This window comes from Stenotrophomonas sp. YJH_SMC_48-3, from assembly GCF_059369375.1.
Window position 1 is genome coordinate 346,527 of the sequence record NZ_JCAFSQ010000001.1, and the last position, 25,841, is coordinate 372,367.

Below are 25,841 nucleotides of genomic sequence, written 5' to 3' on the forward strand. Positions count from 1 at the left end.
TCGACCTTGGTCGACACGGCAGGCGTCGTGAACGTCTGAAGAATCGGCTTTTGATCTTGATTTTCTGATCTTTCCCGTGGTGGTGGCCGCGTGCAAGGAACTGTCAGGGGCCGGGTGGGCAGGCGGGGCGGGGGTGTCTGCGGCATGGATGCCGCGGCCAGGCCTCCATGGACGGGTTTACGGCGTCCCCCCACCCGCCTCCCCACCCGGCCAAGCCGATAGACCGCCTTTCGCGATCATCCCAATACAACCACCACGGAGGGGCTTCGCCGTTGGCCGGCCCGGCCGAAGGCCCGCCCTCCGCGCGATACAATGCCCCCCATGAACACCCCACAGGATTCCAGCCTCGGTCGCGAGGTCAGTTACCCGTCGCAGTACGATCCCGGCCTGCTGTTTCCCATCCCGCGCAGTGGCGCCCGTGCCGAGATCGGCCTCGATGATGCCGCGCTGCCGTTCGTCGGCCACGACCGCTGGCATGCGTTCGAACTGAGCTGGCTCGACCCGCGCGGCAAGCCGCAGGTGGCCGTGGCCACCGTCCAGGTGCCCTGCACCTCGCCGCGGTTGATCGAATCGAAGTCGTTCAAGCTGTACCTCAACTCCCTCAACAGCACCCGTATCGACAGCGCCGAGGCATTGCGCGCGCGCATCGTGGCGGATCTGTCGGCCTGCGCCGGTGCGCCGGTCCAGGTGGAGTTCGGCCTGCCGGAGCTGCGAGAGACGCCGCTTGGCGAATCCATCGACGGGCTGGACGTGGAGATCGACTGCTACGGCCCGCCGCAGGCGGACTTCCTCGCCGCCGATGCGGGCGAGGTGGTGGAGGAGACTCTGGTCTCGGCGCTGCTGAAGTCCAACTGCCCGGTTACCGGCCAGCCGGACTGGGCCACGGTCAGCCTGCGTTACCGTGGGTCGAAGATCGACCGCGCCGGCCTGCTGCGCTACTTGGTCAGCTACCGCGAGCATGCCGAGTTCCACGAGCAGTGTGTTGAGCGGATCTTCAGCGAGGTGTCCGCGCGCTGCCAGCCGCACTGGCTGGAGGTTGAGGCCCGCTACACCCGCCGTGGTGGCCTGGACATCAACCCCTGGCGTGCCAGCCCGGGTATCGTCGCCCCGGCCGCGACCTACCGCGAGCTGCGGCAGTAACCGCCGCAGGCGGTTACCGGTAGTGCCGGCCGCTGGCCGGCAATCGGCCAAGGCCGGATCCCGTGGCACAGCCGGCCAGCGGCCGGCACTATCGAGTGTCCATTCCCCCGATTGTTCAGCCGCCCCCGGGGGCGGCTTCACATCTGCACCATCCCCATTTAACAACCGCCATGGCACCGTGCCAATCACGTAGTCATGCAGACGGGAGTTGTGGATGAGTACCGAGAAGAAAGCCGATTTCTCCGGCGTCAGTGGCAGTGTCGACAGTACCGCCGAGCAGGTGCCGAAGGCGGACTTCTCCGGTGTCAGCGCTTCGGTGGACAGCACCGCAGACGTTGTCAGCGGCGGCACCTATACCGTGCAGAAGGGTGACTCGCTGTCGAAGATCGCCAAGCAGCATCTGGGCGACGCCAATGCCTGGAAGAAGATCTTCGAAGCCAACCGCGATGTGCTTGATGACCCGGACAAGATCTTCCCGGGCCAGACCCTAAAACTGCCGCCGAAGTAAGCCGGCCAGAACGCCGTCCGACAATCCCTGGGAGGAACCCCGAATGATCAAGACCACCCCGCTCCAGACCGCCCTGATCGCCGCCCTGCTGGGCAGCGTCGCCCTGGTCGGTTGCAAGAAGAAAGAAGAGTCGACCGACAACAATGCCGCTCCGGCAGCGACCGCTCCGGCCGAACCGGCAGCACCGGCCCCGATGACCGGCGCGCCGCCGCCGATGGCCGAAGCCGCTGCTGTCAGCGTCTCGTCGGTCACGGTCGGAAAGACCGCCGCCGCCGACAAGTCGGTTGCGACGACGGCTCTGTTCGCACCGAAGGACGACATCATCGTCTCGGTCAAGACCGACGGTGCGGCAAACAATGTCAACGTTGGCGCGAAGCTGACCTATCAGGACGGCCAGGTGGCCGGCGAACAGACCGCCACCCTGAACACCAGTGGTGCGGAAACCACCAACGTCACGTTCAAGAATGCAAAGGGCTGGCCGGCCGGCAAGTACCGCGCCGAAGTCACCGTCGATGGCAAGGCGGCCGGAACGCCGCAGGAGTTCGAGGTCAAGTAAGTCCAGCCGACTCTCTCCCGGCAGGGCTCACGATGGACGCAGCCGCGAGGCTGCGTCCTTTTTTGTTGTGCGATGGTCGGCTTCATCCACGCATGGCGTGGATCCACTGATGCTGTGGGCGGGCTTCATCCAGGCGTGGATGGATCACAGCGTTGCCGGCATGCAGTACCGTCGCGTATGGCGTGGCTTTGCCCCGCGCGGCTGAAAACGCGACAATGCAGGGGTTTCCCCGCCGCGCGCCCACCCTGACGGCGACGGGGAAAGCGTGGGGCTCCGCCCCGCGCGCGACACGGTTGCACGTGGCCCGGCGCTGGCGCCGGCCTTCCCCTGAGCACTGCTACAGAGTCCAAGTCCCCCATGTCCAAGATTCTCTACACGCTGACCGACGAAGCCCCGTTCCTGGCCACCCAGTCGCTGCTGCCGATCGTTGACGCCTACACCGGTACAGCCGGCATCGTGGTGGAAACCCGTGACATCTCGCTGTCCGGCCGCATCCTGTCGCAGTTCCCGGAACTGCTCAGTGACGCGCAGAAGGTCAGCGACGACCTGGCCGAGCTGGGCCAGCTGGCGACCACCCCGGACGCCAACATCATCAAGCTGCCGAACATTTCCGCCTCGGTGCCGCAGCTGAAGGCGGCCATCAAGGAACTGCAGGACCAGGGCTATCCGCTGCCGGATTACCCGGAAACCCCGGCCGACGACCAGCAGCGCGACTACAAGGCGCGCTACGACAAGGTCAAGGGCAGCGCGGTGAACCCGGTGCTGCGCGAAGGCAACTCCGACCGCCGTGCACCGCTGTCGGTGAAGAACTACGCGCGCAAGCACCCACACCGCATGGGCGCCTGGGCGCCGGATTCGAAGTCGCATGTCGCGCACATGGCCGCCGGTGATTTCTACGGCAGCGAGAAGTCGGCCACCCTGGCCAATGTCGGTTCGCTGAAGATCACCTTCCACGGCAATGACGGCAGCACCGCTGTGCTGAAGGAAAAGACCGCGGTCAAGGCCGGCGAGATCGTCGATGCCGCCGTGATGAGCCGCAAGGCACTGGCCGCGTTCATCGGCGAGCAGATTGCCGATGCCAAGGCCCAGGGCGTGCTGTTCTCGCTGCACCTGAAGGCGACCATGATGAAGGTCTCCGACCCGATCATGTTCGGCGTGGCGGTGAACGAGTTCTACAAGGACGTGCTGGCCAAGCACGCCGACGTGCTGAAGCAGGCCGGTTTCGATGCCAACAACGGCATCGGTGACCTGGCTGCGCGCCTGCCGTCGCTGCCGGAAGCCACCCGTGCCGCGATCGAAGCCGACCTGGCTGCCGAGTACGCACAGCGCCCGGGCGTGGCCATGGTCAACTCGGACAAGGGCATCACCAACCTGCACGTGCCGAGCGACGTGATCGTCGACGCCTCGATGCCGGCGATGATCCGCGACTCCGGCAAGATGTGGAATGCCGAAGGCAAGCTGCAGGACACCAAGGCCGTCATTCCGGACCGCTGCTACGCCGGCGTGTACCAGGCCGTCATCGACGACTGCAAGGCGCACGGTGCCTTCGATCCGGCCACCATGGGTTCGGTGCCGAACGTCGGCCTGATGGCGCAGAAGGCCGAGGAGTACGGCTCGCACGACAAGACCTTCCAGATCGCTGCCGATGGCGTGGTCAAGGTCACCGACGATGCTGGCACCGTGGTGTTCGAGCATGCCGTCGAAGCCGGTGACATCTGGCGCATGTGCCAGACCAAGGACGCGCCGATCCAGGACTGGGTGAAGCTGGCCGTCGAGCGCGCCCGCCTGAGCAGCACCCCGGCCGTGTTCTGGCTGGATGCCGCCCGTGCCCACGACGCGCAGGTCATCGCCAAGGTCGAGCAGTACCTCAAGGACCACGATACTGCCGGTCTGGACATCCGCATCCTGCCGCCGGTGGAAGCGACCGCGTTCTCGCTGGACCGCATCCGCAAGGGCGAGGACACCATCTCGGTGACCGGCAACGTGCTGCGTGACTACCTGACCGACCTGTTCCCGATCATGGAGCTGGGCACCAGCGCCAAGATGCTGTCGATCGTGCCGCTGATGGCCGGTGGCGGCCTGTTCGAGACCGGTGCCGGTGGTTCGGCTCCGAAGCACGTGCAGCAGTTCGTCGAGGAAGACTACCTGCGCTGGGATTCGCTGGGTGAATTCCTGGCCCTGGCCGCGTCGCTGGAACACCTGGGCAACCGCTACGACAACGCCGCTGCCCGTGTGCTGGCCAAGGCGCTGGACGAAGCCAACGGCCAGTTCCTGGACAACGACAAGTCGCCGTCGCGCAAGCTGGGTGGCATCGACAACCGTGGCAGCCACTTCTACATCGCGCTGTACTGGGCCCAGGCCCTGGCCGCGCAGGACGAAGACGCCGCCCTGAAGGCGCGCTTCGCCCCGCTGGCCAAGGCGCTGACCGACAACGAGCAGAAGATCGTCGAAGAGCTGGTCGCGGTGCAGGGCAAGGCCGTGGACATCGGCGGCTACTACCGTCCGGACGTGGCCAAGGCCAGCAAGGCGATGCGCCCGAGCGCGACCTTCAATGCCGCGCTGGAGCAGCTGCGCGGCTGATCCGTCGCCGTTCGGTCGTGACCCCGGAACCCGCGCTTCGGCGCGGGTTTCTTTTTGGGCGGCCCCATTCGACCCGCGTCCAGAACCGTGACATCCGTTGGCCGTCGGAATGCCGTCAAAGCGGCATGAAACTTGCCCGCGATGGCCGTCGCAGAACCGATCGGACACCGTCTGCAACCGCTCCCGATCTGAGCAGTCGATCACGACGGCTGCCGCTGGCGATGTCCTAGCCTTGGCGACGCGAGGCCACCGGGGAGGTGGCCGCACGGGGAACACGGATGGCACGCGTGCTGGTAGTGGGAACCGACATCCAGGGCGAGCAGGCCCTGCTGCAGCGGCTACGCGTAGCATCGGCGCTGCCGGACGGCCAGATCCGCCGCAGCCAGGATCTGGACGATTGCGACCTGCTGGTCATCCGCGATACGCCGGCGCTGCGCAACGCCGCCCTGCGCATGCGCCAGCAACGCCCGCGACTGCAGTGCTGGATCGAGGATCTGGGGGCCCAGCTGCGCGACGGCGATGGCCCTCAGGACATACTTGATGACGGTGCCATCGGCCGCGCCCTGCGCGGGATGCAGTTGGCAGTGGAGCCACTGACCATGCACGCACCCGCACCGATCCGTCTTGCCGATGGTGCACACGCCATCACCCGCCTGCTGCGCGAGCGGCTGCCCCTGCGCCAGGGGCAGGCACTGCTGAGTGACGCGGGTGACCCCGTCCTGCTGATGGACCTCGAGCATGACCAGGCGGTGCTGTTGCAGGAGCCCGCGAGCGCGCTGGTAGAGCGCCTGGCCGATGCCTTCGAACGCCTGCAGCTGGATGCGCTCACGCCGGCTCGCCTGCAGGCCCTGGCCGGTGAGCGGCCGCGCCAGCCACTGCGGCCCCTGCTGTGGCAGTGGGCACAGCGCAGCCGACATTGGCAGGCACTGGACGAACGCCTGCGTGGCGCCTCGGTGAAGCTGCTGCGCTGGCCGGATTTCCGCGTGCTGGGTCACGACCACGATGGCTTCCGCCTGTGTTCGCTGCTGCTCAAGCGCGCGTGCACGGTTGAAGAGTGCGCGATGCTGCTCGAGTTGCCGGCTGCGGCGGTGCGTGATTTCATCCATGCCGCCTATCTCTGCGGTTACGCGCAGTTGCAGAGCGCCCCGGCGGCACCGATGACGGCCCTACGCGGCAATGGCACCGACAACGGCCTGCTTGCGCGCCTGTGGCGCCACCTGCGTGGGAGTGAGCGCAATGCGTGAGCACAAGGTGGTCGTGCTCGGTGGCATGGGCAGCGGCAAGTCGACGCTGGTGCGCAGCATCGCGGCCGGCGCGGTGATCGACACCGATGTGGCCAACAGTGATCGCCTCGGTGCCGACAAGGCCTCCACCACCGTCGCGCTGGACTACGCAGACATCGACCTGCCCAACGGCGAACGCCTGCGGCTTTACGGGACACCCGGCCAGCAGCGCTTTGATTTCCTGTGGCCGATCCTGCTGCAGGGGGCACGTGGTGCGGTGCTGCTGCTGGACGCGCGCCGTGCCGGGTTGGCCGGCGAGCTGGAGGACTACCTGCAGGTGCTGCAGCCGTTCGCAGCGTCATTGGCGCTGGTGGTGGCGGTCACCCATCTCGACCAGGCGCCGCACGCTGCGCTGGACGACTGGGCTGCACGCGCCAGCCTGGACGATCAACCGCTGCCTTTGCTGGCGGTGGATGCCCGCGACCGCGAACAGGGATTGCTGCTGATGGATGTACTGATGAGCGAAATGGAAGCGCACGCACTGGTGGCCGCGCATGGCTGACGGGCAGATGGCGGTGCTGCCCGATGCCGGCCAGCGTGCGCGCCTGCAGCCGCTGCTGCAGGACCTGCAGCAGCGGGTGGAAGGCGTGCGCACGGTAGTGCTGGCCAGTGTCGATGGCTTTGCCCTGGTCAGCGCTGGTGCCGAAGGGCGCGGCGAACGGCTGGCGGCAATGACCAGCGCGATGCTGGCGCTGGCCGCGGCGGTCGGGCGCGAACTGGTGCTGGGCGATCTGCAGACGCTGATGCTGGAAGCGATGGGCGGGAAGGTGCTGATGCTGGCAATCCAGGCCGAAGGGCGTGCACCGCTGCTGCTGATGGCGGCCTGCGACCAGCGCAGCGTGATCGGCCAGGTGCTGTGGCAGAGCAGGGAATGTGGCCAGGCGATCCTGGCCGAACTCGGCGGATCGTGAGCCCGGCCGCAGGGGAACGAGGGGCTCGAACCAACATCGACAAGGGGTGCGACGTGGCTGGATTGAATGAATCGTTGAACGCACTGATGGGCATCGACGGCGCGCAGGCAGTGGCGCTGGTCGACTACGAAAGCGGCATGCTGCTGGGCGAAGCCGGTGCCGGCATGGACATGGAGGTGGCCGCTGCCGGCAACACCGAAGTGATCCGGGCCAAGATGAAGACCGCCGCCTCGTTGAACCTCAATGACAGCATCGAGGATATCCTGATCTCGCTGGGCAAGGCGTACCACATCATGCGACCGGTCGCGAAGAAGAAGGGACTGTTCTTCTACATCGTGCTGGACCGGACCAAGTCCAACCTTGCACTGGCCCGACGCAAGGTGCAGGACGTGGAGGCCGAACTGGCGATCTGAGCCATTGGCTTTGGTAGAGTCGAGCCCGCCCGACTGCTCTTTGCAACTGTAGAGCCGAGCCATGCTCGGCTGCTTCTGCCTGGATCAGCCGAGCATGGGCTCGGCTCTACACAAGCAACCCCACGCCAGCGTATGGTAAAGCCGGTCTTCCCGGGTGAGCCATGCATGTCCAAGCCTGACATCGCTACCGAGCTGGCGCCGCGTATCGCCGGTGCCATCCGCGATGGTTTCGAGCAGTACCATGCCCGCTTCGCGGCGATCACCGCGCGGGCGCGGCAGCGCTTCGAGCAGCGCGACTGGGCCGGTGCGCGACAGGATGCAGTCGAGCGCATCGCCCTCTACGATCTGTGCATCGCCGAGCAGATGGATGCGTTGCGTCGGCTCGCCGGTGACGCGATCGGCGAGCGTGCGCTGTGGCTGCAGGTGCACGCGCGGTACAGCGCGCTGCTGCAGGGCCTGATTGACGCCGAGCTGTACAAGACGTTCTACAACACGCTGTCGAGGCGCTTGTTCTCCACCCGTGGCGTGGACCCGGCGCTGGAATTCATCGCTTTCGACGTCGAGCCGTCCGATGCGATCACCCATCCCGTCGCGCGGCATACCTACGCGGTGTCGCCGACGCGGCCGGTGGAGGCCCTGCAACGCGTGCTGGCCGACTACCGCTTCGACATTCCCTACGCGCACCAGTTGCGTTGCGCGGCGGCCATCGCCGTGCGCCTGCAGGATGATCTGGCCCACTGGGGTGACACGCCGGTGCGCAGCATCGAGCTGCTCGATACCGTGTTCTACCGCGAGCGCCGCGCCTATCTGGTTGGACGTGTATTCGGCGAGCACCGCTTCTCACCCTGCGTGATTGCCCTGGTCAACGATGAGCGCGGGCTGCGAGCCGATGCGGTGCTGACCCGGCGCCGTGATGTTGCCCATCTGTTTGGCGTGTCACGCAGCTACTTCCAGGCCGATCTGGGTACGGTGGGCGATGCCGTGGTGTTCCTGCGCAGCCTGCTGCCGGGCAAGCCCATCGATGAGATCTACACGGTGCTGGGACGTGCCAAGCAGGGCAAGACCGAGCGCTACCGCACCTTCTTCCGCCACTTCAACGAGCACCCGCAGGAGCGGCTGGTGCATGCCGAAGGCACGCCGGGCATGGTCATGGCGGTGTTCACCCTGCCCAGTTACCCGCTGGTGTTCAAGCTGATCCGCGACCGCTTCGCGTGGCCCAAGGCGATGTCGCGACAGCAGGTGGAAGAGAAGTACGCGCTGGTGTTCAACCTCGATCGTGTCGGCCGCCTGCTCGATGCACAGCCGTATCGTCATCTGCGCTTCCCGCGCGAGCGCTTCGCGCCGGCCCTGCTGGATGAACTGCTGCAGCAGTGCGCGCAGAGCGTACGCATCGATGGCGATGAGGTCGAAGTCGCACTGTGCTATGTGCAGCGTCGTTTTCGTCCCTTGAATCTGTACCTGCGCGAGCAGGGCGCGGAGGCGGTGCGGGCGGCGGTGCTCGACTATGCGCAGGCGATCACCGACATGGCGCGCAACAACATCTTCCCCGGTGACATGCTGCCGAAGAACTTCGGTGTATCACGGCACGGCCGGGCGGTGTTCTACGACTATGACGAGCTGTGCCTGGTCAGCGACTGCGTGTTCCGCGCCTGGCCGCAGCCGCGTACGCCGGAGGAGGCGATGTCCGACGAGCCGTGGTTCCATGTTGGTCCGCGCGATGTGTTTCCCGAGCGCTTCGGCCCGTTCATGGGCCTGCCCGCTGCAGAGCTGGCAGCGGTGCGCGAGCACTACCGGCACCTGTTCGACCCGGGCTGGTGGCAGGGCCTGCAGGAACGCTTCGGCCGAGGTGACTATCCGGACACGCCGCCCTATTCGGGCGCGCACCGGCTGGCCTGAGCCGGCTGTCCTGGGCGCTTGGGCTGAGGTACGCTCGCTGTTCATCACCAAGGATCCGGCAATGATGCGTTCTCCACTGTTTCTCGCCCTCGCGCTGGCCGTCGGTGCCGGCGCCCCCCTGCTTGCAGGTGACGCCACTGCGCAGACCGCACGCGCTGTACGTGCGACTGCGGAAATGAGCATGGTGCTGTCCGGTCATATCGAGGTCACGCCGGAGGGCGCGGTCAGTTCGCTGGTGCTGGACCAGAAAGCCATGGTCGCCCCGGGCATCGCCTCCTTCGTCGAAGGCACCATCGGTGGCTGGCGCTTCGAGCCCACGCTGCGCGATGGCCAGGCGGTGGCCACGAGGGCCCCTTTGCGCGTTCGCCTGCGTGGCAAGGCTGCGGCCGATGGCGGTTATGAAATCAGCATGACCAGTGTCGACTTCAGCGAGTACGATCCGAAGGCCACTGATTCGGTGACCCCGCTGCACATGACACCGCCGCGCTACCCGGAGGCGGCCTACCGAAACGGTGGCCAGGGTGAGGTGCTGCTGCTGGTCAAGGTGGCGCGCGACGGAACAGTGGCCGACGTGGCCGCCGAGCAGGTGAACATGGCTGTGGTCGCGTCCGAGCGGACCCTGGCCAAGATGCGCGACATCCTGGCCAGAGCCAGCGTCAGCACCGCCCGCACCTGGACCTTCAAGCCACCGACCACCGGGGAGGACAGCACCCGGGACAGCTGGACGGTTCGCATCCCGGTGAACTTCGCCCTGAACCATGATCCCAATGCAGAGGCGGAACGCTATGGCCGCTGGCGCGCTTTCATTCCGGGGCCGCGGCAGAGCGTGCCGTGGCACGAGGCCGACCCGGTCGAGCAGGCCGGCAGCGATCTGCTGCCGGAAGGCGGCGTCTACATGGTGGACGGCGCCAAGCGCGGCCTGCGCCTGCTGACCCCGCTGCAACAGAGCTGAGACCCGCTGCGGAGCCGGGCAGCCCGGCTCCGCGTCAGTCGGCGTAAGGGTAAATCACCACCCGGTTGCGGCCTTGTTCCTTGGCCATGTACAGCGCCTTGTCGGCCAGCCGCAATGCCTGCTCGGCGTCGACATGGAAGCTGGGGAAGTGAGCCACGCCCAGCGACACGGTGATGGTGCCGACCGGTTCGAATGGGTGATCGGCGATGTGCTGGCGCAGGCGTTCACCGGCCTGGCGGGCCGAGTCGGTACTGATGCCCGGCAGCAGCAGCAGGAATTCCTCGCCGCCGGCGCGGCAGAGGATGTCGCTGTCGCGCGAATAGCGGCGCATCTGGTCGGCGATGTGGACGATGGCGGCGTCGCCGACGTCGTGGCCATGGCTGTCGTTGATCGACTTGAAGCGGTCGATGTCCAGCGCCAGGATCGCGAACGGGATGCCCTGCACCTGCAGCGCGTCCAGTGCCTGCTGCAGGCCGCGGCGGTTGAGCAGGCCGGTCAGCGGGTCGGTACGGCTGGCACGGTTGAGCGTACCGATACGGTCCTGCAGGGCATTGAAGCTGTGCAGCACTGCCTGCTTGAGTTGGGCGACCTCGAAGTACCACGCGCGGATGCCGCTGACGTGGCTGATCGCATTGCCGGTGTCTTCGCCGCCCTGCACGTTGCGTGCGAGCTGCCACAGTGGCAGCGAGATGCGGCGGGCGAACCACCAGGTGACCAGCAGTGACAGCAGGCCGAGCGGGATCGCGTTCCAGATCACCGCGGTCATCAACCGCGACAATGGCTGCAGCGTGGCCTCGGTCGGCCGCTGGGCGACGATGCCCCAGCCGGTGGCCGGTACCGGCGCATAGCCGGCCAGCATCGACACGCCCAGGTTGTTGCGGACCTGCTGCGCACCGCGTTCACCGCGCACCACTGCCTTCACCGCCGGGTTGCCGACCACGTAGTCGCCGACCCGCTTGCCATCGGCGTGGTACAGCAGGCGGCCATGGCGGTCCACCACGTACAGGTACGAGCCGTCGCGGTAGTAGTGCTTGCCCAGCAGCGTGTGCAGCGCACTGCGCTGGCGCAGGTAGAGGGTGCCGCTGACGTAGCCGCGATAGCGGCCCTGGCGGTCGAAGATCGGGTGCGACAGCGAGACCAGCAGCTTGCCGGTGGCCGACTGGTACGGGTCACTGATCATCGGCTGGCGCGCGGCCAGTGCCGCGTTGTTGCCGACGCTGTGCAGGATCTCGCCCTGCAACTGCAGGGTCTGTGGCGAGGTGGCGATCACCAGGCCATCGGCATCGACCACCAGCGAGGAATTGAAGCTGTTGGTCTGCAACTGCAGGCGGCTGGCTTCGTCCTGCGCCTGTGCCGGATCGAGATTGCTCTGGCCCAGCCGGGTGGCCGCATACGCCAACTCCTGCTGCGCGGCCAGCAGGAAGTTCTGGGTGGTCTCGGCCAGCTTGGTGGCATAGACGCGGTTGGCTTCCAGGGTATTGCCGACCAGCTGGTCGCGCTGCACCCGGTAGCTGGCCAGCAGGGTATTGGCCAGGGCGATGATGGCGCTGAGCAGGGCCAGGGCGAGGATCAGCTTGCCCAGGTTGAGGCGGGGAGACAGCGTTCGCATGCGTCGACGGATCCGGCAGGAGGCTGGACCCGACCGGTTCTCCGGAAGGGGCGACAGCGGGAATCGGTGGCCACGCCCTTGGGGCCGGGCAGGGTATAGGGCGAATTATCGCCAAAAGTCGGAGGCGGCAAAGTGAAACAGGTCGCCCTGCAGGCAAAAAAAAACCTGCCGCAGCGAGCGGCAGGCTTCTTCCGATGCAACGCCGGATCAGCGCTTCATCGAACCGAAGAACTCGTCGTTGGACTTGGTGTTCTTCATCTTGTCCAGCAGGAATTCCATCGCGGCCATTTCATCCATCGGATGCAGCAGCTTGCGCAGGATCCAGATCTTCTGCAGCAGTTCCGGCTCGATCAGCAGGTCTTCGCGGCGGGTGCCGGAACGGTTGATGTCGATGGCCGGGAACACGCGCTTTTCAGCAATACGACGGCTCAGGTGCACTTCGCTGTTGCCGGTGCCCTTGAACTCTTCGTAGATCACCTCGTCCATCTTCGAACCGGTGTCCACCAGCGCCGTGGCGATGATGGTCAGGCTGCCGCCTTCTTCCACGTTGCGCGCGGCACCGAAGAAGCGCTTCGGGCGGTGCAGGGCGTTGGCGTCCACACCACCGGTCAGCACCTTGCCCGAGCTCGGCACCACGTTGTTGTAGGCGCGGGCCAGGCGGGTGATCGAGTCGAGCAGGATCACCACGTCCTTCTTGTGCTCGACCAGGCGCTTGGCGCGCTCGATGACCATTTCGGCCACCTGCACGTGGCGCGCGGCCGGCTCGTCAAAGGTCGAGCTGATGACCTCGCCGCGCACGGTGCGCTGCATTTCGGTCACTTCTTCCGGGCGCTCGTCGATCAGCAGCACGATCAGGTGCACGTCCGGGTGGTTGGTGGTGATGGCGGTGGCGACCTGCTGCATCATCATGGTCTTGCCGGCCTTCGGCTGCGACACGATGAGCGAGCGCTGACCCTTGCCCTGCGGCGCCATCAGGTCGAGGATGCGGCCGGTGATGTCTTCCGACGAACCGTTGCCACGCTCCAGGGTGAAGCGGCGGCGCGGGAACAGCGCGGTCAGGTTCTCGAACAGCACCTTGTTCTTCGACGCTTCGATCGGCTCGCCGTTGATGGTGTCGACGATGTTCAGCGCGAAGTAGCGCTCGCCGTCCTTCGGGAAGCGGATGCGGCCGGAGATGTGGTCGCCGGTGCGCAGGTTGAAGCGGCGGATCTGGCTGGGCGAGATGTAGGTGTCGTCCGGGCCGGCCAGGTAGCTGGCTTCAGCCGCGCGCAGGAAGCCAAAGCCATCCGGCAGGATTTCCAGCACACCGTCGGCGGCAACGCCATCGCCGTGGCGGGTCAGCACCTTCAGCAGGGCGAAGATCACATCCTGCTTGCGGGCGCGGGCCACGCCTTCGGAGATCTGCAGCTGCTCGGCGATTTCCAGCAGCTTCTGTGCCGGCATGCGCTTGAGGTCGCTCAGCGAATAGACCGGGAAGCCCTCGGGCACGTTGGCGTGCGGGCGCGGCACGAACGGCTGCTGCTCGCCGCCGTCGTTGGGCATGCCCTCGTCGCGGAAGCGGTTGTTGCGGTCACGGTCGCGGCGGTTGCGGAAGCGGTCGCGGCGGTTGCCCTGCCCCTGGCCCTGCTGGCCATTCTGGTTGTATGGGTTCTGGCCCTGGTTCTGGCCGCCCCCCTGATGGTTGTGCTGCTGGCGCGGCTGGCCGGATTCGCGGCCTTCGCTGCCTTCGCCACCGCCACTGCTGGCAGGGGCCTCGGCGGCGGGCGCGCTCGGTGCAGGTGCTGCGGCAGGCGCCGGCGCGGGAGCTTCGGGCGCGGAGGCCAACGGCAGCGTCGGCTGCGCCGGAGCGGCGCTGGTTTCGGCGGCTGCCGGGGCGGCGGCCTTGCTCACGCGGGGCTTGCGCACACGCTTTTCGGCGGGCGCATCGGCGCTGCCGGTTTCGGAAGTGTTATCGGACAAGAGCGTTATTCCTCGCTTGAAGGTGCGAGCGCCCGGCTGGGGCGGCGAACGTTGGGAATGGGTCTGGAAGAAACTGCGTCCAGAGGGTGCGGCACGCGAACGCGGCCGGATATGCCGACACTATCATCGGCCTGCGGCGCCATGCAAGGGTCGCCGGGAACAGCATTCATCATGGGCGCAGGGGCGCCGCCGGCAGCCGCGTTCGGCGGCTGCCGGAGAACCGCAGGATCAGGCCAGGGCCTTGTCCAGCAGGCCGGCCAGCTGGGCCTTGCCCACCGCACCGATCTGCTCGCCGACCTTCTCGCCGTCCTTGAACACGACCAGGTACGGAATCGAACGCACGTGGTATTTGGCGGCCAGCGCACGGTTGTGGTCAACGTTGACCTTGGCGATCTTGGCGCGGCCCTGGTAGGCATCGGCCAGTTCGTCCAGCGCCGGGGCGATCATCTTGCACGGGCCACACCACTCGGCCCAGAAATCGACCAGCACCGGTTCCTTGGAATTCAGCACTGCGCTATCAAAGTCGGCATCGCCGACATGTACAACCTTGTCGCTCATCTTGGTTTCTCGTCTTGGATTGCACCCGGCCATGCCGGAGGTGGGTGAACTGGGCCATGCCCGGTGGCGCGACCCTCGTCGTTGCCTCGCGGCGCACTGCCGCGGTGCGTTCGGCGGGATGCCTGGACGCTCACGGCCGGCAGTGTACCCCTATCGCAGGGCAGGGACAGGCGCCGGTTGGAACCCAGCGTATCGTGATCGCTTCGATGGCCGGTATGTGTCGGATTTCACTGTCTTCCTGTACATGGGGCTGGCAGTGGGCGACACCAGCGAACCCGGGCAGGCCGTTCAAGTCCGGTGTGGCTGGGTGAAGGTAGCGTCTCTGGATGCCATGAGACGCCGCACTCCGGTTTGCCTGCCCGAGTGCGGTAAACTGGGGCATTGTGCGGCGCGCGGACCAGGTGGTCCCAGCCTGCCAACCCGCCGCAGGGGCCGCAGTTTGCGACGGTGCCCCCAGACGCTGAAGTGCCAGCCGCCCCACGGGCCGGCGGCCATACCAAGACGGACTCATGAGCGACAAACCGCTGACCGATTTGACCTTCTCCTCCTTCGAGCTGCATCCGGCCCTGCAGGCCGGCCTTGAAGGAGCCGGATTCACCCGTTGCACCCCGATCCAGGCGCTGACCCTGCCGGTCGCGCTGCCCGGTGGTGATGTTGCCGGCCAGGCCCAGACCGGCACCGGCAAGACCCTGGCCTTCCTGGTCGCTGTCGTGAACCGCCTGCTGACGCGTCCGGCCCTGGCCGACCGCAAGCCGGAAGATCCGCGCGCGCTGATCCTCGCCCCGACCCGCGAACTGGCCATCCAGATCCACAAGGATGCGGTGAAGTTCGGTTCCGACCTGGGCCTGCGCTTCGCCCTGGTCTACGGCGGCGTGGATTACGACAAGCAGCGCGAACTGCTGCAGCAGGGCGTGGACGTGATCATCGCCACCCCGGGCCGCCTGATCGACTATGTGAAGCAGCACAAGGTGGTGTCGCTGCACGCCTGCGAGATCTGCGTGCTGGACGAAGCCGACCGCATGTTCGACCTGGGCTTCATCAAGGACATCCGCTTCCTGCTCCGCCGCATGCCCGAGCGCACCACCCGCCAGACCCTGCTGTTCAGTGCCACCCTCAGCCATCGCGTGCTGGAGCTGGCCTACGAGCACATGAACGAACCGCAGAAGCTGGTGGTCGAAGCCGAGACCATCACCGCCGCGCGCGTGCGCCAGCGCATCTACTTCCCGGCCGACGACGAAAAGATTCCGCTGCTGCTGGGCCTGCTGTCGCGCAGCGAAGGCGCGCGCACCATGGTCTTCGTCAACACCAAGGTGTTCGTCGAGCGCGTGGCGCGTTCGCTGGAAAAGGCCGGCTACCGTGTCGGCGTGCTGTCCGGTGATGTGCCGCAGAAGAAGCGCGAGAGCCTGCTCAACCGCTTCCAGAAGGGCCAGCTGGAAATCCTGGTGGCCACCGACGTGGCTGCGCGCGGCCTGCACATCGACGGCATCAAGTACGTCTACAACTACGACCTGCCGTTCGACGCCGAAGACTACGTGCACCGCATCGGCCGTACCGCGCGCCTGGGTGAGGAGGGTGATGCGATCAGCTTCGCCTGCGAACGCTACGCCATGGGCCTGCCGGACATCGAGGCCTATATCGAGCAGAAGATTCCGTCCGAACCGGTCACCAAGGAACTGCTGACCCCGCTGCCGCGCCCGGAACGCCCGGCGCCGGCGGCAGGCGAGGAAGGCGAGGACAACGAAAGCGTCGGCCAGATCTTCCGCGAAGCGCGCGAAGCCCGCGCCGCCGAGGAAGAGCGTCGGGGCGGTGGCCGCAGCGGCGGCCGCTCAGGCAGTGGTGGTGGCCGCGGTAGTCGCGACGGTGAACGCAGCGGCGAACGCCGTGCGCGTGGCCCGCGCAAGCCGCGCGTGGAAGGCGAGCAGGGCGCAGCCGCCGCGGTTGCCGGTGCCGAAGGCGCCGCCGCCCAGGCCCCGCGTCCGCCGCGCCCGCCGCGTGCCGAAGGCGCACCGGCAGCTACGGTGGACGGTGAGCACAAGCCGCGCAAGCGCCGTCGTCGTCGCCACGGCCGTCCGGTCGAAGGTACCGAGGGTGTACAGGCCAACGCCGGCAACGGCGCCAGCCCGGTGACCCCGGTGCAGGTGGTGGCCAAGCCGGTGCGTACCGCCGCCGATACCGGTGACTCGTTCCTGACCCGCATCGGCCGCAAGATCCGCCGGATGCTGTCGGGCAGCTGATCGGCGCTGCCGATCAGCGGGTAGCACCCGATCGTTGGTCGGGTGGCTTTGAAAGGTGTGCCGACCAACGGTCGGCACCCACCAGGCGGGGCCGGTGGCACCCACCGTCTCCACGACGTCGCGCCGGTCCTGCATAATCGGGGCATGAGTGTCCTGCGCTTCGACAATGTCAGCAAACAGTACGCCGGTGGCCACGAGGCGCTGACCGATGTCAGCTTCGAGGTCGCGCCGGGCGAGATGCTGTTCGTCACCGGCCATTCCGGTGCGGGTAAAAGTACGCTGCTCAAGTTGATCCACCTCGACGAGCGGCCCAGCCGCGGCGCGGTGGTGTTCGACGAGCGCAACCTGCTGAAGGTGCGCGGCGGCGACGTGCCGCGCCACCGACGCGCGGTGGGGGCGGTCTACCAGGACCACCGCCTGCTGATGGACCGCTCCATCGCCGAGAACGTGGCGCTGCCGCTGATCCTGCGCGGCACCCGCCGTGGCGACATCAGCAAGCGCGTGCGCTCGGTGCTGGAGCGGATGGGCCTGGGCCATCGCGAGAAGGCGCTGCCCTCGCAGCTGTCGGCCGGCGAGCAGCAGCGCGTGGGCATCGCCCGCGCCATCGTCGGCGAGCCCAAGCTGCTGGTGGCCGATGAGCCGACCGGCAACCTCGACCCGACCCTGGCGGCGGAGATCATGGCCCTGTTCGCCGAACTGCCCGCGCGCGGCACCAGCGTGCTGGTGGTCAGTCACGACCTGCCGCTGCTGCGCCGCATGCGCAAGCGCGTGCTGATCCTTGACCACGGCCGGCTGGTGGATGACATCTCGCCGCAGGACCTGGCGGAGTAACCATGGCGAAGAACGAAAACAGCGAAGCCGCCGCCCCCTCGCGCGTGGGCGTCTGGTTCCAGCACCACGTGCACAGCGTGGTGTTCAGCCTGGGCCGTGCCTGCCGCAAGCCGTGGGCGACCCTGCTGACGGTGATGGTCATGGCGCTGGCGCTGGCGTTGCCGCTGGGGCTGTCGATCGCGCTGGACAACCTCAAGCAGTTCGCCGGCAGCGTGCAGCAGTCGCGCGACATCAACGTGTTCCTGAAGGGCAACGTCGATGGTCCCGGCGCGCTGCGCCTGGCGGGCCAGCTGCGCGACCGCGACGACGTGGCCGAAGTGAACGTGCGCACGCCGGAGCAGGGCCTGCAGGAACTGCGCGATGCCGGCCTCGGTGAGGCGATCGACGCACTCAACGACAATCCGCTGCCCTCGCTGCTGGTGATCACCCCCGGCCAGGGCAAGGATGACGCACGCCTGGCGCGCGCGCTGGAAAGCCTGCCCGAGGCCGACCTGGTGCAGCACGATGCGCTGTGGCGCCAGCGCCTGGATGCCTGGCTGGCGTTCGGCGCGCGGCTGGTGCAGGTGCTGTCGGTACTGCTCGGCGCGGGGGCCGCGCTGGTGGTCGGCAACACGGTACGCCTGGACATCCAGGCCCGCCGCGAAGAGATCGGCGTGCTGCAGCTGCTCGGCGCCAGCGATGGCTTCATCCGCCGCCCGTTCCTGTATCTGGGTGCGTGGTATGGCCTGGGCGCAGGCGCGGTTGCATTGGCCCTGATCGGCGCCGCCGGTGCCGCGCTGCGCGTGCCGCTGGCCGAACTCTCGCGCAGCTACGGCAGCCCGTTCGTGCTGCATGGCCTGGACCTGCTGCATGGTGGCCTGGTCCTGCTCGGCACGCTGCTGCTGGGCTGGCTGGGTGCCTGGCTGGTGACCGGCCACTTCCTCCGCCAGACCCGCCCGACCGATACCTGAGACCGGCATGCAACCGCAAGCGCTGAAGCACCTTGAAGGGCCCGCGACGCGGGTGATGGTGGTCGATGGCTCGAAGCTGGTCCGCAAGCTGATCGCCGACGTCCTGCAGCGCGACCTGCCGGGCGTGGAGGTGATTGGCTGCGACAGCATCGAAGACGCGCAGCAGGCGCTGGCGCAGGGCCCGGTGGACCTGGTGACGACCTCGCTGACCTTGCGTGATGGCGACGGCCTGGCGCTGGCGCGCATGGTCCGCGAAGCGGCCGGACAGGCCTATGTGCCGGTGATCGTGGTTTCCGGCGATGCCCAGCAGCACCTGGAGCAGCGCCGCTTCACCGAGTACGTCACCGACTATTTCGACAAATCCCTGGGCCATGAAGCGCTGGCGACCTTCATCCGTGGCTATGTGCAGCCGCAGACCATCCCCGGCGCCACCATCCTCTATATCGAGGACAGCCGCGTAGTGGCCGAGGCCACCAAGCGCATGCTCGAGCGGCAGCAGTTGAACGTGCTGCACGTGGTCAGCGCCGAAGAGGCCTTCACCCTGCTCACCGCCGAGTCGCTGGGCCGCAGCCGCCACCGCATCGACCTGGTGCTGACCGACGTCACCCTGAAGGGCGAGCTGAGCGGCCGCGACGTGGTGCAGCGCGTGCGCGTGGACTTCGGCTACGGCAAGCGCCGCCTGCCCGTGCTGGTGATGACCGGCGACGGCAACCCCCACAACCAGACCGGGCTGCTGCAGTCCGGTGCCAACGACCTGGTGCTCAAGCCGATCGAAGAGCGGCTGCTGGTCACCAAGGTGCTGTTCCAGCTGCGCCTGGCTCGATTGAATGATGGACCTTTGTTGCGATGATCGATGAAGTAACCGACACCCCGACGATCCAGCTGGAACCGAGCTGGAAGCAGCACGTCGGTGAGTACCTGTTGCAGCCGCAGATGCGCGAGCTGTCGGCCTTCCTGCGCCAGCGCAAGGCCAGCGGTGCGGCGGTGTTCCCGCCCGGGCCGCAGATCTTCGCAGCGTTTGACGCCACGCCGTTCGAGCAGGTGAAGGTGGTGATCCTCGGCCAGGACCCGTACCACGGGCGCGGCCAGGCCCACGGCCTGAGTTTCTCGGTACCGCCCGGCGTGCCGGTGCCGCCGTCGCTGCTGAACATCTACAAGGAGATCGAGAGCGATCTCGGTATCCCGCGCCCGGACCACGGCTGCCTGATCCCGTGGGCGCAACGGGGCGTGCTGCTGCTCAATGCCGTGCTGACGGTGGAGGAGGGCAAGGCCGGCGCGCACCAGGGCCGTGGTTGGGAAGGCTTCACCGATCATGTGGTGGACGTGCTCAACCGCGAGCGCGAAGGCCTGGTGTTCATGCTCTGGGGCGCCTACGCGCAGCAGAAGGGCAAGGTCATCGACACCCGCCGCCATCGCGTGCTGAAGGCCCCGCATCCGTCGCCGCTGTCGGCCCATCGTGGCTTCCTCGGCTGCCGCCATTTCTCCATGGCCAACGAGTACCTGCAGCGCCGCGGCCAGGCCCCGATCGACTGGTCGCTGCCGCCGCGCTCGGCGCTCTGAGCGCCGGCGAGTGGCCGGGCCTGAACGCCGGGCAACGTTCCCCGTCCTGAATGGGCCTCCGGAACGGCGCGTTCAGCTCCGCTTGACCGGAATCGGCAGGTTTTCAGTGGGTAATTGCTTGAATTCCAAGGGATTGTGAATCCCGAAAAGCGTGCTCGCCACTGTCATCAAATCGCGCTACGGTAGGGTTCTGTTTGGGACCAGTGTTGCATCAATAGGATGCTGGAACTTTTTCCTCCTTTAGCAGTCCAAATCCCGGACTGCTAAGATGGGTGCCTATGAGCCAGAACACCTCTACTGCCCTTGTGGCAAACAATCTCCCGATTCCCAGTGCGCTCGGTTCGCTGGACGCCTACATCGGTGCCGTGCACCAGATTCCGGTGCTGTCGGTCGATGACGAACAGGACCTGGCCCGTCGCTTCCGCGACGGCAACGATCTGGACGCCGCCCGCGAGCTGGTGCATTCGCACCTGCGCTTCGTGGTGCACGTGGCCCGCGGCTACAACGGCTACGGCCTCGCCCTGGGCGACCTGATCCAGGAAGGCAACATCGGCCTGATGAAGGCGGTCAAGCGCTTCGACCCGGACATGGGCGTGCGCCTGGTCTCCTTCGCCGTGCACTGGATCCGTGCCGAAATGCACGAGTTCATCCTGAAGAACTGGCGCATCGTGAAGGTCGCCACCACCAAGGCGCAGCGCAAGCTGTTCTTCAACCTGCGCAAGTCGAAGACGCGCCTGGGCTGGATGAACGCGGCGGAAGTCAGCGCGGTGGCCAAGGATCTGAACGTGTCCGAGCGCGAGGTCATGGAAATGGAGTCGCGCCTGTCCGGCCGCGATATCGGTTTCGATGCGCCGTCCGACGAGGACAACGAACACGCACCGCCGTCGCCGGCTGCGTTCCTGGTTGCCGATGATGAAGACCCGTCGATGGCCTACGAGCGCGAGGACAACGAAGACAACCAGATGCAGCTGCTGCGCGAAGGCCTGGCCGAATTGGATGCGCGTTCGCGTGACATCATCCGTCGTCGCTGGCTGGATGCCGACAGCAAGGTGACGCTGCAGGAGCTGGCCGACGAGTACGGCGTGTCCGCCGAGCGCATCCGCCAGGTCGAGGCGAACGCGCTGAAGAAGATGAAGGCGCTGTTCACCGCGTAAGGCGGGATGGCGTTGAAGCAATGAAAAGGCCCGGCACTGCCGGGCCTTTTTCGTTTGTGGGCCTTAGCCACGCATGGCGTGGCTCTACTCTGACGCCAGAGCGGTGATTGTGCCGACCGGGTCATGTGCTGGATGCTGATGTTCACGCCGTACCACCCAGTGGCACGGTATGATCATGCCACGCGTCTTCCGCACACGAAGTTTCAATCGCAGTATGCGTAGGACCACCCTGTCTGACGCTGCGCTGTACCGGTCGGTACGTGAAATGGAAGCGGGTCTGGTGGATGCTGATCTTGGCGGCGGAATCTTCAAGAAGCGCGTTCCGTTGCCGGGGCGAGGAAAGCGTGGGAGCGTTCGAATCATCGTCGCCACACAGCGAGGCGGGCATTGGTTCTTCCTTTTCGGCTACGAGAAGAATGAACGTTCTGCGATCACGAATGCGGAACGGGATGCGCTGCAGTTGTACGCATCGGAGTTCCTGAGAATGAGTACGGCGCAGCTGAATCGCGCCGTGGAGTACGGGGATCTACAGGAGATCGGCCATGACGAAGACCCCTGAGCGACGGCGCGCGAAAAGTGCGCTTCTTGAAGCGGTGCATGATGCTGCTGTGAGTCTGCACGCGCATGGCTTCATCGATAAACGTCGGTTGAGCAGCTACGAAGCACTTTGCCTTGAGCCGGTCCCTGAGTACAGCAGTGCCCAGATCCGTGCCCTGCGTACGTCACTGCAGCTCAGTCAGCCGGTCTTTGCGGGGGTTCTCAATACCAGCGTTTCGACCGTACGCAGCTGGGAGCAGGGCGAAAAGAAACCCAGCGGACCGTCACTGAAATTGCTTAACCTGATTGATCGGAAGGGTCTCGAAGCAGTCCTGTAAAGCAAAGGCCCGGCAATGCCGGGCCTTTGCTTTACCGTGGTATTCAATCCGCGCCATGCATGGGAGCGGGGGAGCCTCACCCCTCGCGTGCGATCGCGCGCCAACCAATGTCGTTGCGGTGGAATTCGTTGGCCCAGGTCACCTTGGCCACGCCGGCATAGGCATTGGCCTGCGCGTCGCGCACGCTGTCGCCCAGTGCGGCCACGCACAGCACGCGGCCGCCGGCGCTGACCACCTGGCCCTGCGCATCCAATGCGGTACCGGCATGGAACACCTTGGCAGTGGCCGGCACGTCGTCCAGGCCGGAAATCACGTCACCGGTGATCGGCGCTTCCGGGTAGGGCTTCGCCGCCAGCACCACGCCCAGCGACGGGCGCGCATCCCACTGTGCCTCGATCTGGTCCAGGCGGCCATCAATCGCCGCTTCCACCAGGTCCACCAGATCCGACTGCAGGCGCAGCATCACCGGCTGGGTTTCCGGATCGCCGAAGCGCACGTTGAATTCAATTACCTTCGGCGCGCCGCTGGCATCGATCATCAGGCCGGCGTAGAGGAAACCGGTGAACGGGATGCCGTCGTCGATCATGCCCTGCACGGTCGGGTTCACCACTTCGCGCATCACGCGTGCATGCACCTCCGGCGTCACTACCGGCGCCGGCGAGTACGCGCCCATGCCACCCGTGTTGGGGCCGGTGTCGCCGTCGCCGACGCGCTTGTGGTCCTGCGAGGTGGCCATCGGCAGCGCATGCACGCCGTCCACCATCGAAATGAAGCTGGCTTCCTCGCCATCGAGGAATTCCTCGATCACCACGCGGGCGCCGGCATCGCCGAACGCGTTGCCGGAGAGCATGTCACGCACCGCGTCTTCGGCCTCGGCCAACGTCATTGCGACGATCACGCCCTTGCCGGCGGCGAGGCCATCGGCCTTGACCACGATCGGCGCACCCTTCTCGCGGATGTAGGCCAGGGCAGCGTCCACGTCGGTGTGCACGGCATAGAACGCGGTGGGGATGTTGTGGCGGGCCAGGAAGTCCTTGGCGTAGGCCTTGCTGCCTTCCAGCTGCGCGGCGGCGGCGGTCGGCCCGAAGATGCGCAGGCCGGCGGCGCGGAAGCGGTCGACCACGCCGGCCACCAGCGGTACTTCCGGGCCGACCACGGTCAACGCCACGCCTTCGGCCTGGGCCAGCGCCAGCAGGCCCTCGATATCGGTCACCTTCACCGCCACGTTGCGGCACTTGTCTTCGCTGGCGGTACCGGCGTTGCCGGGCGCCACGATCACTTCGGTGACACGGGAGGACTGGGCCAGCTTCCATGCCAGGGCGTGTTCGCGGCCGCCAGAGCCGATGACGAGGATCTTCATGGGACAGGGTTCTCGGGTGCGGAAAAGAAAAGCCGGGCAGGGCCCGGCTTGGTGATGCGGATCAGTGGCGGAAGTGGCGCACGCCGGTGAACACCATGGCCAGGCCATGTTCGTCGGCGGCGGCGATCACTTCGGCATCGCGCATCGAACCGCCCGGCTGGATGACCGCCTTGATGCCGGCGGCAGCGGCGGCATCAATGCCATCGCGGAACGGGAAGAACGCATCGGAGGCCATCACCGAACCTTCCACCACCAGGTTCGCATCGGCGGCCTTGATGCCGGCGATGCGGGCCGAGTACACGCGGCTCATCTGCCCGGCACCGACACCGATGGTGCGGTTGTCCTTGGCATAGACGATCGCGTTGGACTTGACGAACTTGGCTACCTTCCAGGCGAACAGCAGGTCGGTGAACTGCTTGTCGGTCGGCGCCAGCTTGCTGACCACCTTCAGCTCGTCGCGGGTCATGCCGCGGTTGTCCGACGACTGCAGCAGCAGGCCCGAGCCGACGCGCTTGCTGTCGAAGTTGTTCAGGCCATCGCCATGCGGGATGCGCAGCACGCGCACGTTGGCCTTCTTCTGCGCGTACTCCAGCGCGGCCGGCTCGTAGTCCGGGGCAATCAGCACTTCCACGAACTGGCGGTCCAGGATCACCTTGGCGGTGGCGGCGTCCAGCGGCGTGTTGAAGGCGATGATGCCGCCGAAGGCGCTGGTCGGGTCGGTGGCGTAGGCCAGCTCGTAGGCATCGCCGTTGCCGGCACCGACGGCCACGCCGCACGGGTTGGCGTGCTTGACGATGACGCAGGCCGGCGCATCGAACTGGCGCACGCATTCCCACGCCGCGTCAGCATCGGCCAGGTTGTTGTAGCTCAGTTCCTTGCCCTGCAGCTGCTGGAACGTGGCCAGCGTGCCCGGCACCGGGTACAGGTCGCGGTAGAACGCGCCGCTCTGGTGCGGGTTTTCGCCGTAGCGCAGGTCCATCACCTTCACGAAGGTCGAGTTCATCTGTGCCGGGTACTCGGCACGCACCGGCACGGCGGCGTCGGTGGCGGTGACCGCCGACAGGTAGTTGCTGATCGCCGCGTCGTACTGGGCGACGCGGTTGAACGCGGCCACCGAGAACGCGAAGCGGGTTGCAGCCGTCAGCTGGCCGTCGTTGGCCGCCAGCGAGGCCAGCAGCTCGGGGTACTGCGACGGGTCGGTGGCCACTGCCACGCGGGCGAAGTTCTTGGCCGCCGAACGCAGCATGGCCGGGCCGCCGATGTCGATGTTCTCGACCGCGTCGGCCAGGGTGCAGTCGGCCTTGGCGGTGACCGATTCGAACGGGTACAGGTTCAGCACCAGCAGGTCGATGGCGCCGATGCCGTGCTCGGCCATCACCGCGTCATCCAGGCCGGAGCGGCCCAGCAGGCCGCCGTGCACCATCGGGTGCAGGGTCTTGACCCGACCGTCCATCATTTCCGGGAAACCGGTGACCTCGGCCACGTCCTTCACGGCCAGGCCCGCCTCGCGGATCGCCTTGGCGGTGCCGCCGGTGGACAGCAGCTCCACGCCGCGTGCCGCCAGCGCAGTGGCCAGCTCGACCAGACCGGTCTTGTCGGAAACGGAGAGGAGGGCCCGGCGGACGGGCAACAGATCAGCAGTCATGGGACGGAATCGGCAGCGGAGCGGGGCCGATATTGTAGGCGGTGGGGGCCGGTGGCGGGCGCCGCAGGGGCAGATTTGCCGTGGCAGTTGACGTAAAGGCGGGTCGGGCACATCGATCCGGCCCGATCCGGGGGCTGGGCTGCGGACCGGAGCAGGGTTGTTGGAATCTGCCAACGATGGGGTAGGCTGTGCCCCGCACTGCCAAGGATCAGCGGGTACGGATCATGTCGATCTACGCATTGAAAGGACGTTTCCAGGACCTGTTGCGTCCGGCCGTACGCGGTCTGTTCCGCATGGGGATCACTGCCAATACGGTGACCGTGGCCGCTGCCTTGGTCTCGCTGCTGGTGGCCGCGGCCGTGTGGTGCTGCGCGCCTGCCCAGCCTCTGCTGTACCTGCTGCTGCCGTTGTGGATGCTGCTGCGCATGGCGCTCAACGCGGTGGACGGCATGCTGGCGCGCGAATTCGGCCAGCAATCGCGGCTGGGCGCCTATCTGAACGAATTGTGCGATGTGATCGCCGATGCGGCGCTGTACCTGAGCCTGCTCAGCGTACCCGGCGTGCGCCCGGAGGCGCTGTGGCTGCTGGCCTGGACGGCGGCGCTGAGCGAGTACGCCGGCGTGCTGGGGCTGATGGTCGGTGCCAGCCGCCGCTATGACGGCCCGATGGGCAAGAGCGACCGCGCCTTCGTGATCGGTGCGCTGGGCTTGCTGCTGGCCTTCGGCTGGGGCAGTGCACTGACGGCCAGCGGCGTGGCTGCAGCCATGGCAGTGTTGTGCGTGCTGACGATGATCAACCGCGTCCGTCGCGGACTGCGGGAAGCGGCGGTTTCGCCGAATTAATCAAGCAGATACAAAAAGACAATCA

General features: G+C 66.8%; 24 protein-coding genes. 19 read left to right on the forward strand and 5 right to left on the reverse strand.

Going from position 1 to position 25,841, the window contains the following annotated elements; translation table 11 throughout:
• The first annotated feature begins 321 nt into the window (after positions 1–321).
• The 10 genes from queF to AC5P65_RS01615 all read left to right on the forward strand — a co-directional run bounded on the left by queF (position 322) and on the right by AC5P65_RS01615 (position 10,239).
• On the forward strand, positions 322–1,140 hold the full coding sequence (gene queF, locus AC5P65_RS01570; RefSeq protein WP_111098606.1) for an NADPH-dependent 7-cyano-7-deazaguanine reductase QueF: 819 nt from the start codon (positions 322–324) through the stop codon (positions 1,138–1,140).
• A gap of 214 nt (positions 1,141–1,354) precedes the next feature.
• Positions 1,355–1,648 (forward strand): LysM peptidoglycan-binding domain-containing protein, encoded by a 294-nt coding sequence (locus AC5P65_RS01575; protein ID WP_005419771.1) that lies wholly within the window; start codon positions 1,355–1,357, stop codon positions 1,646–1,648.
• 43 nt (positions 1,649–1,691) lie between these two features.
• The gene (locus AC5P65_RS01580) at positions 1,692–2,204 is read left to right on the forward strand and encodes a hypothetical protein (protein ID WP_019660848.1); all 513 of its coding nucleotides are present in this window, start codon (positions 1,692–1,694) and stop codon (positions 2,202–2,204) included.
• A 357-nt stretch (positions 2,205–2,561) separates the two neighbouring features.
• Complete coding sequence (locus AC5P65_RS01585; RefSeq protein WP_111098607.1) at positions 2,562–4,784, forward strand: NADP-dependent isocitrate dehydrogenase; 2,223 nt, start codon at positions 2,562–2,564, stop codon at positions 4,782–4,784.
• A gap of 278 nt (positions 4,785–5,062) precedes the next feature.
• Positions 5,063–6,028, forward strand: coding sequence for a hypothetical protein (locus AC5P65_RS01590; RefSeq protein WP_111098608.1), 966 nt, complete (start codon positions 5,063–5,065; stop codon positions 6,026–6,028).
• The gene (locus AC5P65_RS01595; protein WP_010481027.1) at positions 6,021–6,569 is read left to right on the forward strand and encodes a GTP-binding protein; all 549 of its coding nucleotides are present in this window, start codon (positions 6,021–6,023) and stop codon (positions 6,567–6,569) included. Before AC5P65_RS01590 ends, AC5P65_RS01595 begins: the two co-directional genes overlap by 8 nt.
• On the forward strand, positions 6,562–6,978 hold the full coding sequence (locus AC5P65_RS01600; protein WP_111098609.1) for a roadblock/LC7 domain-containing protein: 417 nt from the start codon (positions 6,562–6,564) through the stop codon (positions 6,976–6,978). The genes AC5P65_RS01595 and AC5P65_RS01600 overlap by 8 nt, the downstream gene beginning before the upstream one ends.
• A gap of 53 nt (positions 6,979–7,031) precedes the next feature.
• A complete protein-coding gene (locus tag AC5P65_RS01605; RefSeq protein WP_005419760.1) occupies positions 7,032–7,391 on the forward strand; it encodes a hypothetical protein in 360 nt (119 codons plus the stop codon).
• A gap of 165 nt (positions 7,392–7,556) precedes the next feature.
• A complete protein-coding gene (aceK, locus tag AC5P65_RS01610) occupies positions 7,557–9,287 on the forward strand; it encodes a bifunctional isocitrate dehydrogenase kinase/phosphatase (protein ID WP_111098610.1) in 1,731 nt (576 codons plus the stop codon).
• 61 nt (positions 9,288–9,348) lie between these two features.
• The gene (locus AC5P65_RS01615) at positions 9,349–10,239 is read left to right on the forward strand and encodes an energy transducer TonB (RefSeq protein ID WP_111098611.1); all 891 of its coding nucleotides are present in this window, start codon (positions 9,349–9,351) and stop codon (positions 10,237–10,239) included.
• Between the two features lie 34 nt (positions 10,240–10,273).
• On the opposite strand, the gene AC5P65_RS01620 is transcribed toward AC5P65_RS01615, so the two are convergent.
• The 3 genes from AC5P65_RS01620 to trxA form a co-directional block, all read right to left on the reverse strand.
• Positions 10,274–11,848: a sensor domain-containing diguanylate cyclase gene (locus AC5P65_RS01620; protein WP_111098612.1), complete on the reverse strand. Its 1,575-nt coding sequence runs from the start codon at positions 11,846–11,848 to the stop codon at positions 10,274–10,276.
• A 207-nt stretch (positions 11,849–12,055) separates the two neighbouring features.
• Positions 12,056–13,807, reverse strand: coding sequence for a transcription termination factor Rho (gene rho / locus AC5P65_RS01625; RefSeq protein WP_019660840.1), 1,752 nt, complete (start codon positions 13,805–13,807; stop codon positions 12,056–12,058).
• A gap of 228 nt (positions 13,808–14,035) precedes the next feature.
• Positions 14,036–14,365 (reverse strand): thioredoxin, encoded by a 330-nt coding sequence (trxA, locus tag AC5P65_RS01630; RefSeq protein WP_005411275.1) that lies wholly within the window; start codon positions 14,363–14,365, stop codon positions 14,036–14,038.
• Positions 14,366–14,874: 509 nt separating this feature from the next.
• Here trxA and rhlB point away from each other — a divergent pair.
• The 8 genes from rhlB (at position 14,875) to AC5P65_RS01670 (ending at position 21,969) form a co-directional block, all read left to right on the forward strand.
• Positions 14,875–16,599, forward strand: coding sequence for an ATP-dependent RNA helicase RhlB (gene rhlB / locus AC5P65_RS01635; RefSeq protein WP_019660839.1), 1,725 nt, complete (start codon positions 14,875–14,877; stop codon positions 16,597–16,599).
• 144 nt (positions 16,600–16,743) lie between these two features.
• Complete coding sequence (gene ftsE, locus AC5P65_RS01640) at positions 16,744–17,430, forward strand: cell division ATP-binding protein FtsE (RefSeq protein WP_005411273.1); 687 nt, start codon at positions 16,744–16,746, stop codon at positions 17,428–17,430.
• Positions 17,431–17,432: 2 nt separating this feature from the next.
• Positions 17,433–18,380 (forward strand): permease-like cell division protein FtsX, encoded by a 948-nt coding sequence (gene ftsX / locus AC5P65_RS01645; protein WP_019660838.1) that lies wholly within the window; start codon positions 17,433–17,435, stop codon positions 18,378–18,380.
• 7 nt (positions 18,381–18,387) lie between these two features.
• Positions 18,388–19,230, forward strand: coding sequence for a response regulator (locus tag AC5P65_RS01650; RefSeq protein WP_019660837.1), 843 nt, complete (start codon positions 18,388–18,390; stop codon positions 19,228–19,230).
• Positions 19,227–19,940 carry a uracil-DNA glycosylase gene (gene ung, locus AC5P65_RS01655; RefSeq protein WP_099559903.1) on the forward strand — a complete coding sequence of 238 codons (714 nt, stop codon included), beginning with the start codon at positions 19,227–19,229 and terminating at the stop codon, positions 19,938–19,940. The genes AC5P65_RS01650 and ung overlap by 4 nt, the downstream gene beginning before the upstream one ends.
• Positions 19,941–20,218: 278 nt before the next feature.
• Positions 20,219–21,094, forward strand: a complete 876-nt coding sequence (rpoH, locus tag AC5P65_RS01660; RefSeq protein WP_099559904.1) for an RNA polymerase sigma factor RpoH — start codon at positions 20,219–20,221, stop codon at positions 21,092–21,094.
• 175 nt (positions 21,095–21,269) lie between these two features.
• Complete coding sequence (locus AC5P65_RS01665; protein ID WP_111098618.1) at positions 21,270–21,653, forward strand: type II toxin-antitoxin system RelE/ParE family toxin; 384 nt, start codon at positions 21,270–21,272, stop codon at positions 21,651–21,653.
• Positions 21,637–21,969 carry a helix-turn-helix domain-containing protein gene (locus tag AC5P65_RS01670; RefSeq protein ID WP_019338970.1) on the forward strand — a complete coding sequence of 111 codons (333 nt, stop codon included), beginning with the start codon at positions 21,637–21,639 and terminating at the stop codon, positions 21,967–21,969. The genes AC5P65_RS01665 and AC5P65_RS01670 overlap by 17 nt, the downstream gene beginning before the upstream one ends.
• A gap of 76 nt (positions 21,970–22,045) precedes the next feature.
• On the opposite strand, the gene purD is transcribed toward AC5P65_RS01670, so the two are convergent.
• Positions 22,046–23,329 (reverse strand): phosphoribosylamine--glycine ligase, encoded by a 1,284-nt coding sequence (gene purD / locus AC5P65_RS01675; RefSeq protein ID WP_111098613.1) that lies wholly within the window; start codon positions 23,327–23,329, stop codon positions 22,046–22,048.
• A gap of 61 nt (positions 23,330–23,390) precedes the next feature.
• A complete protein-coding gene (gene purH, locus AC5P65_RS01680) occupies positions 23,391–24,974 on the reverse strand; it encodes a bifunctional phosphoribosylaminoimidazolecarboxamide formyltransferase/IMP cyclohydrolase (RefSeq protein ID WP_021203250.1) in 1,584 nt (527 codons plus the stop codon).
• A 224-nt stretch (positions 24,975–25,198) separates the two neighbouring features.
• Between purH and AC5P65_RS01685 the strand changes: the two genes are divergently transcribed.
• Entirely contained in the window at positions 25,199–25,816 is a 618-nt protein-coding gene (locus AC5P65_RS01685) for a CDP-alcohol phosphatidyltransferase family protein (protein WP_111098614.1), read from the forward strand.
• Positions 25,817–25,841 lie beyond the last annotated feature (25 nt).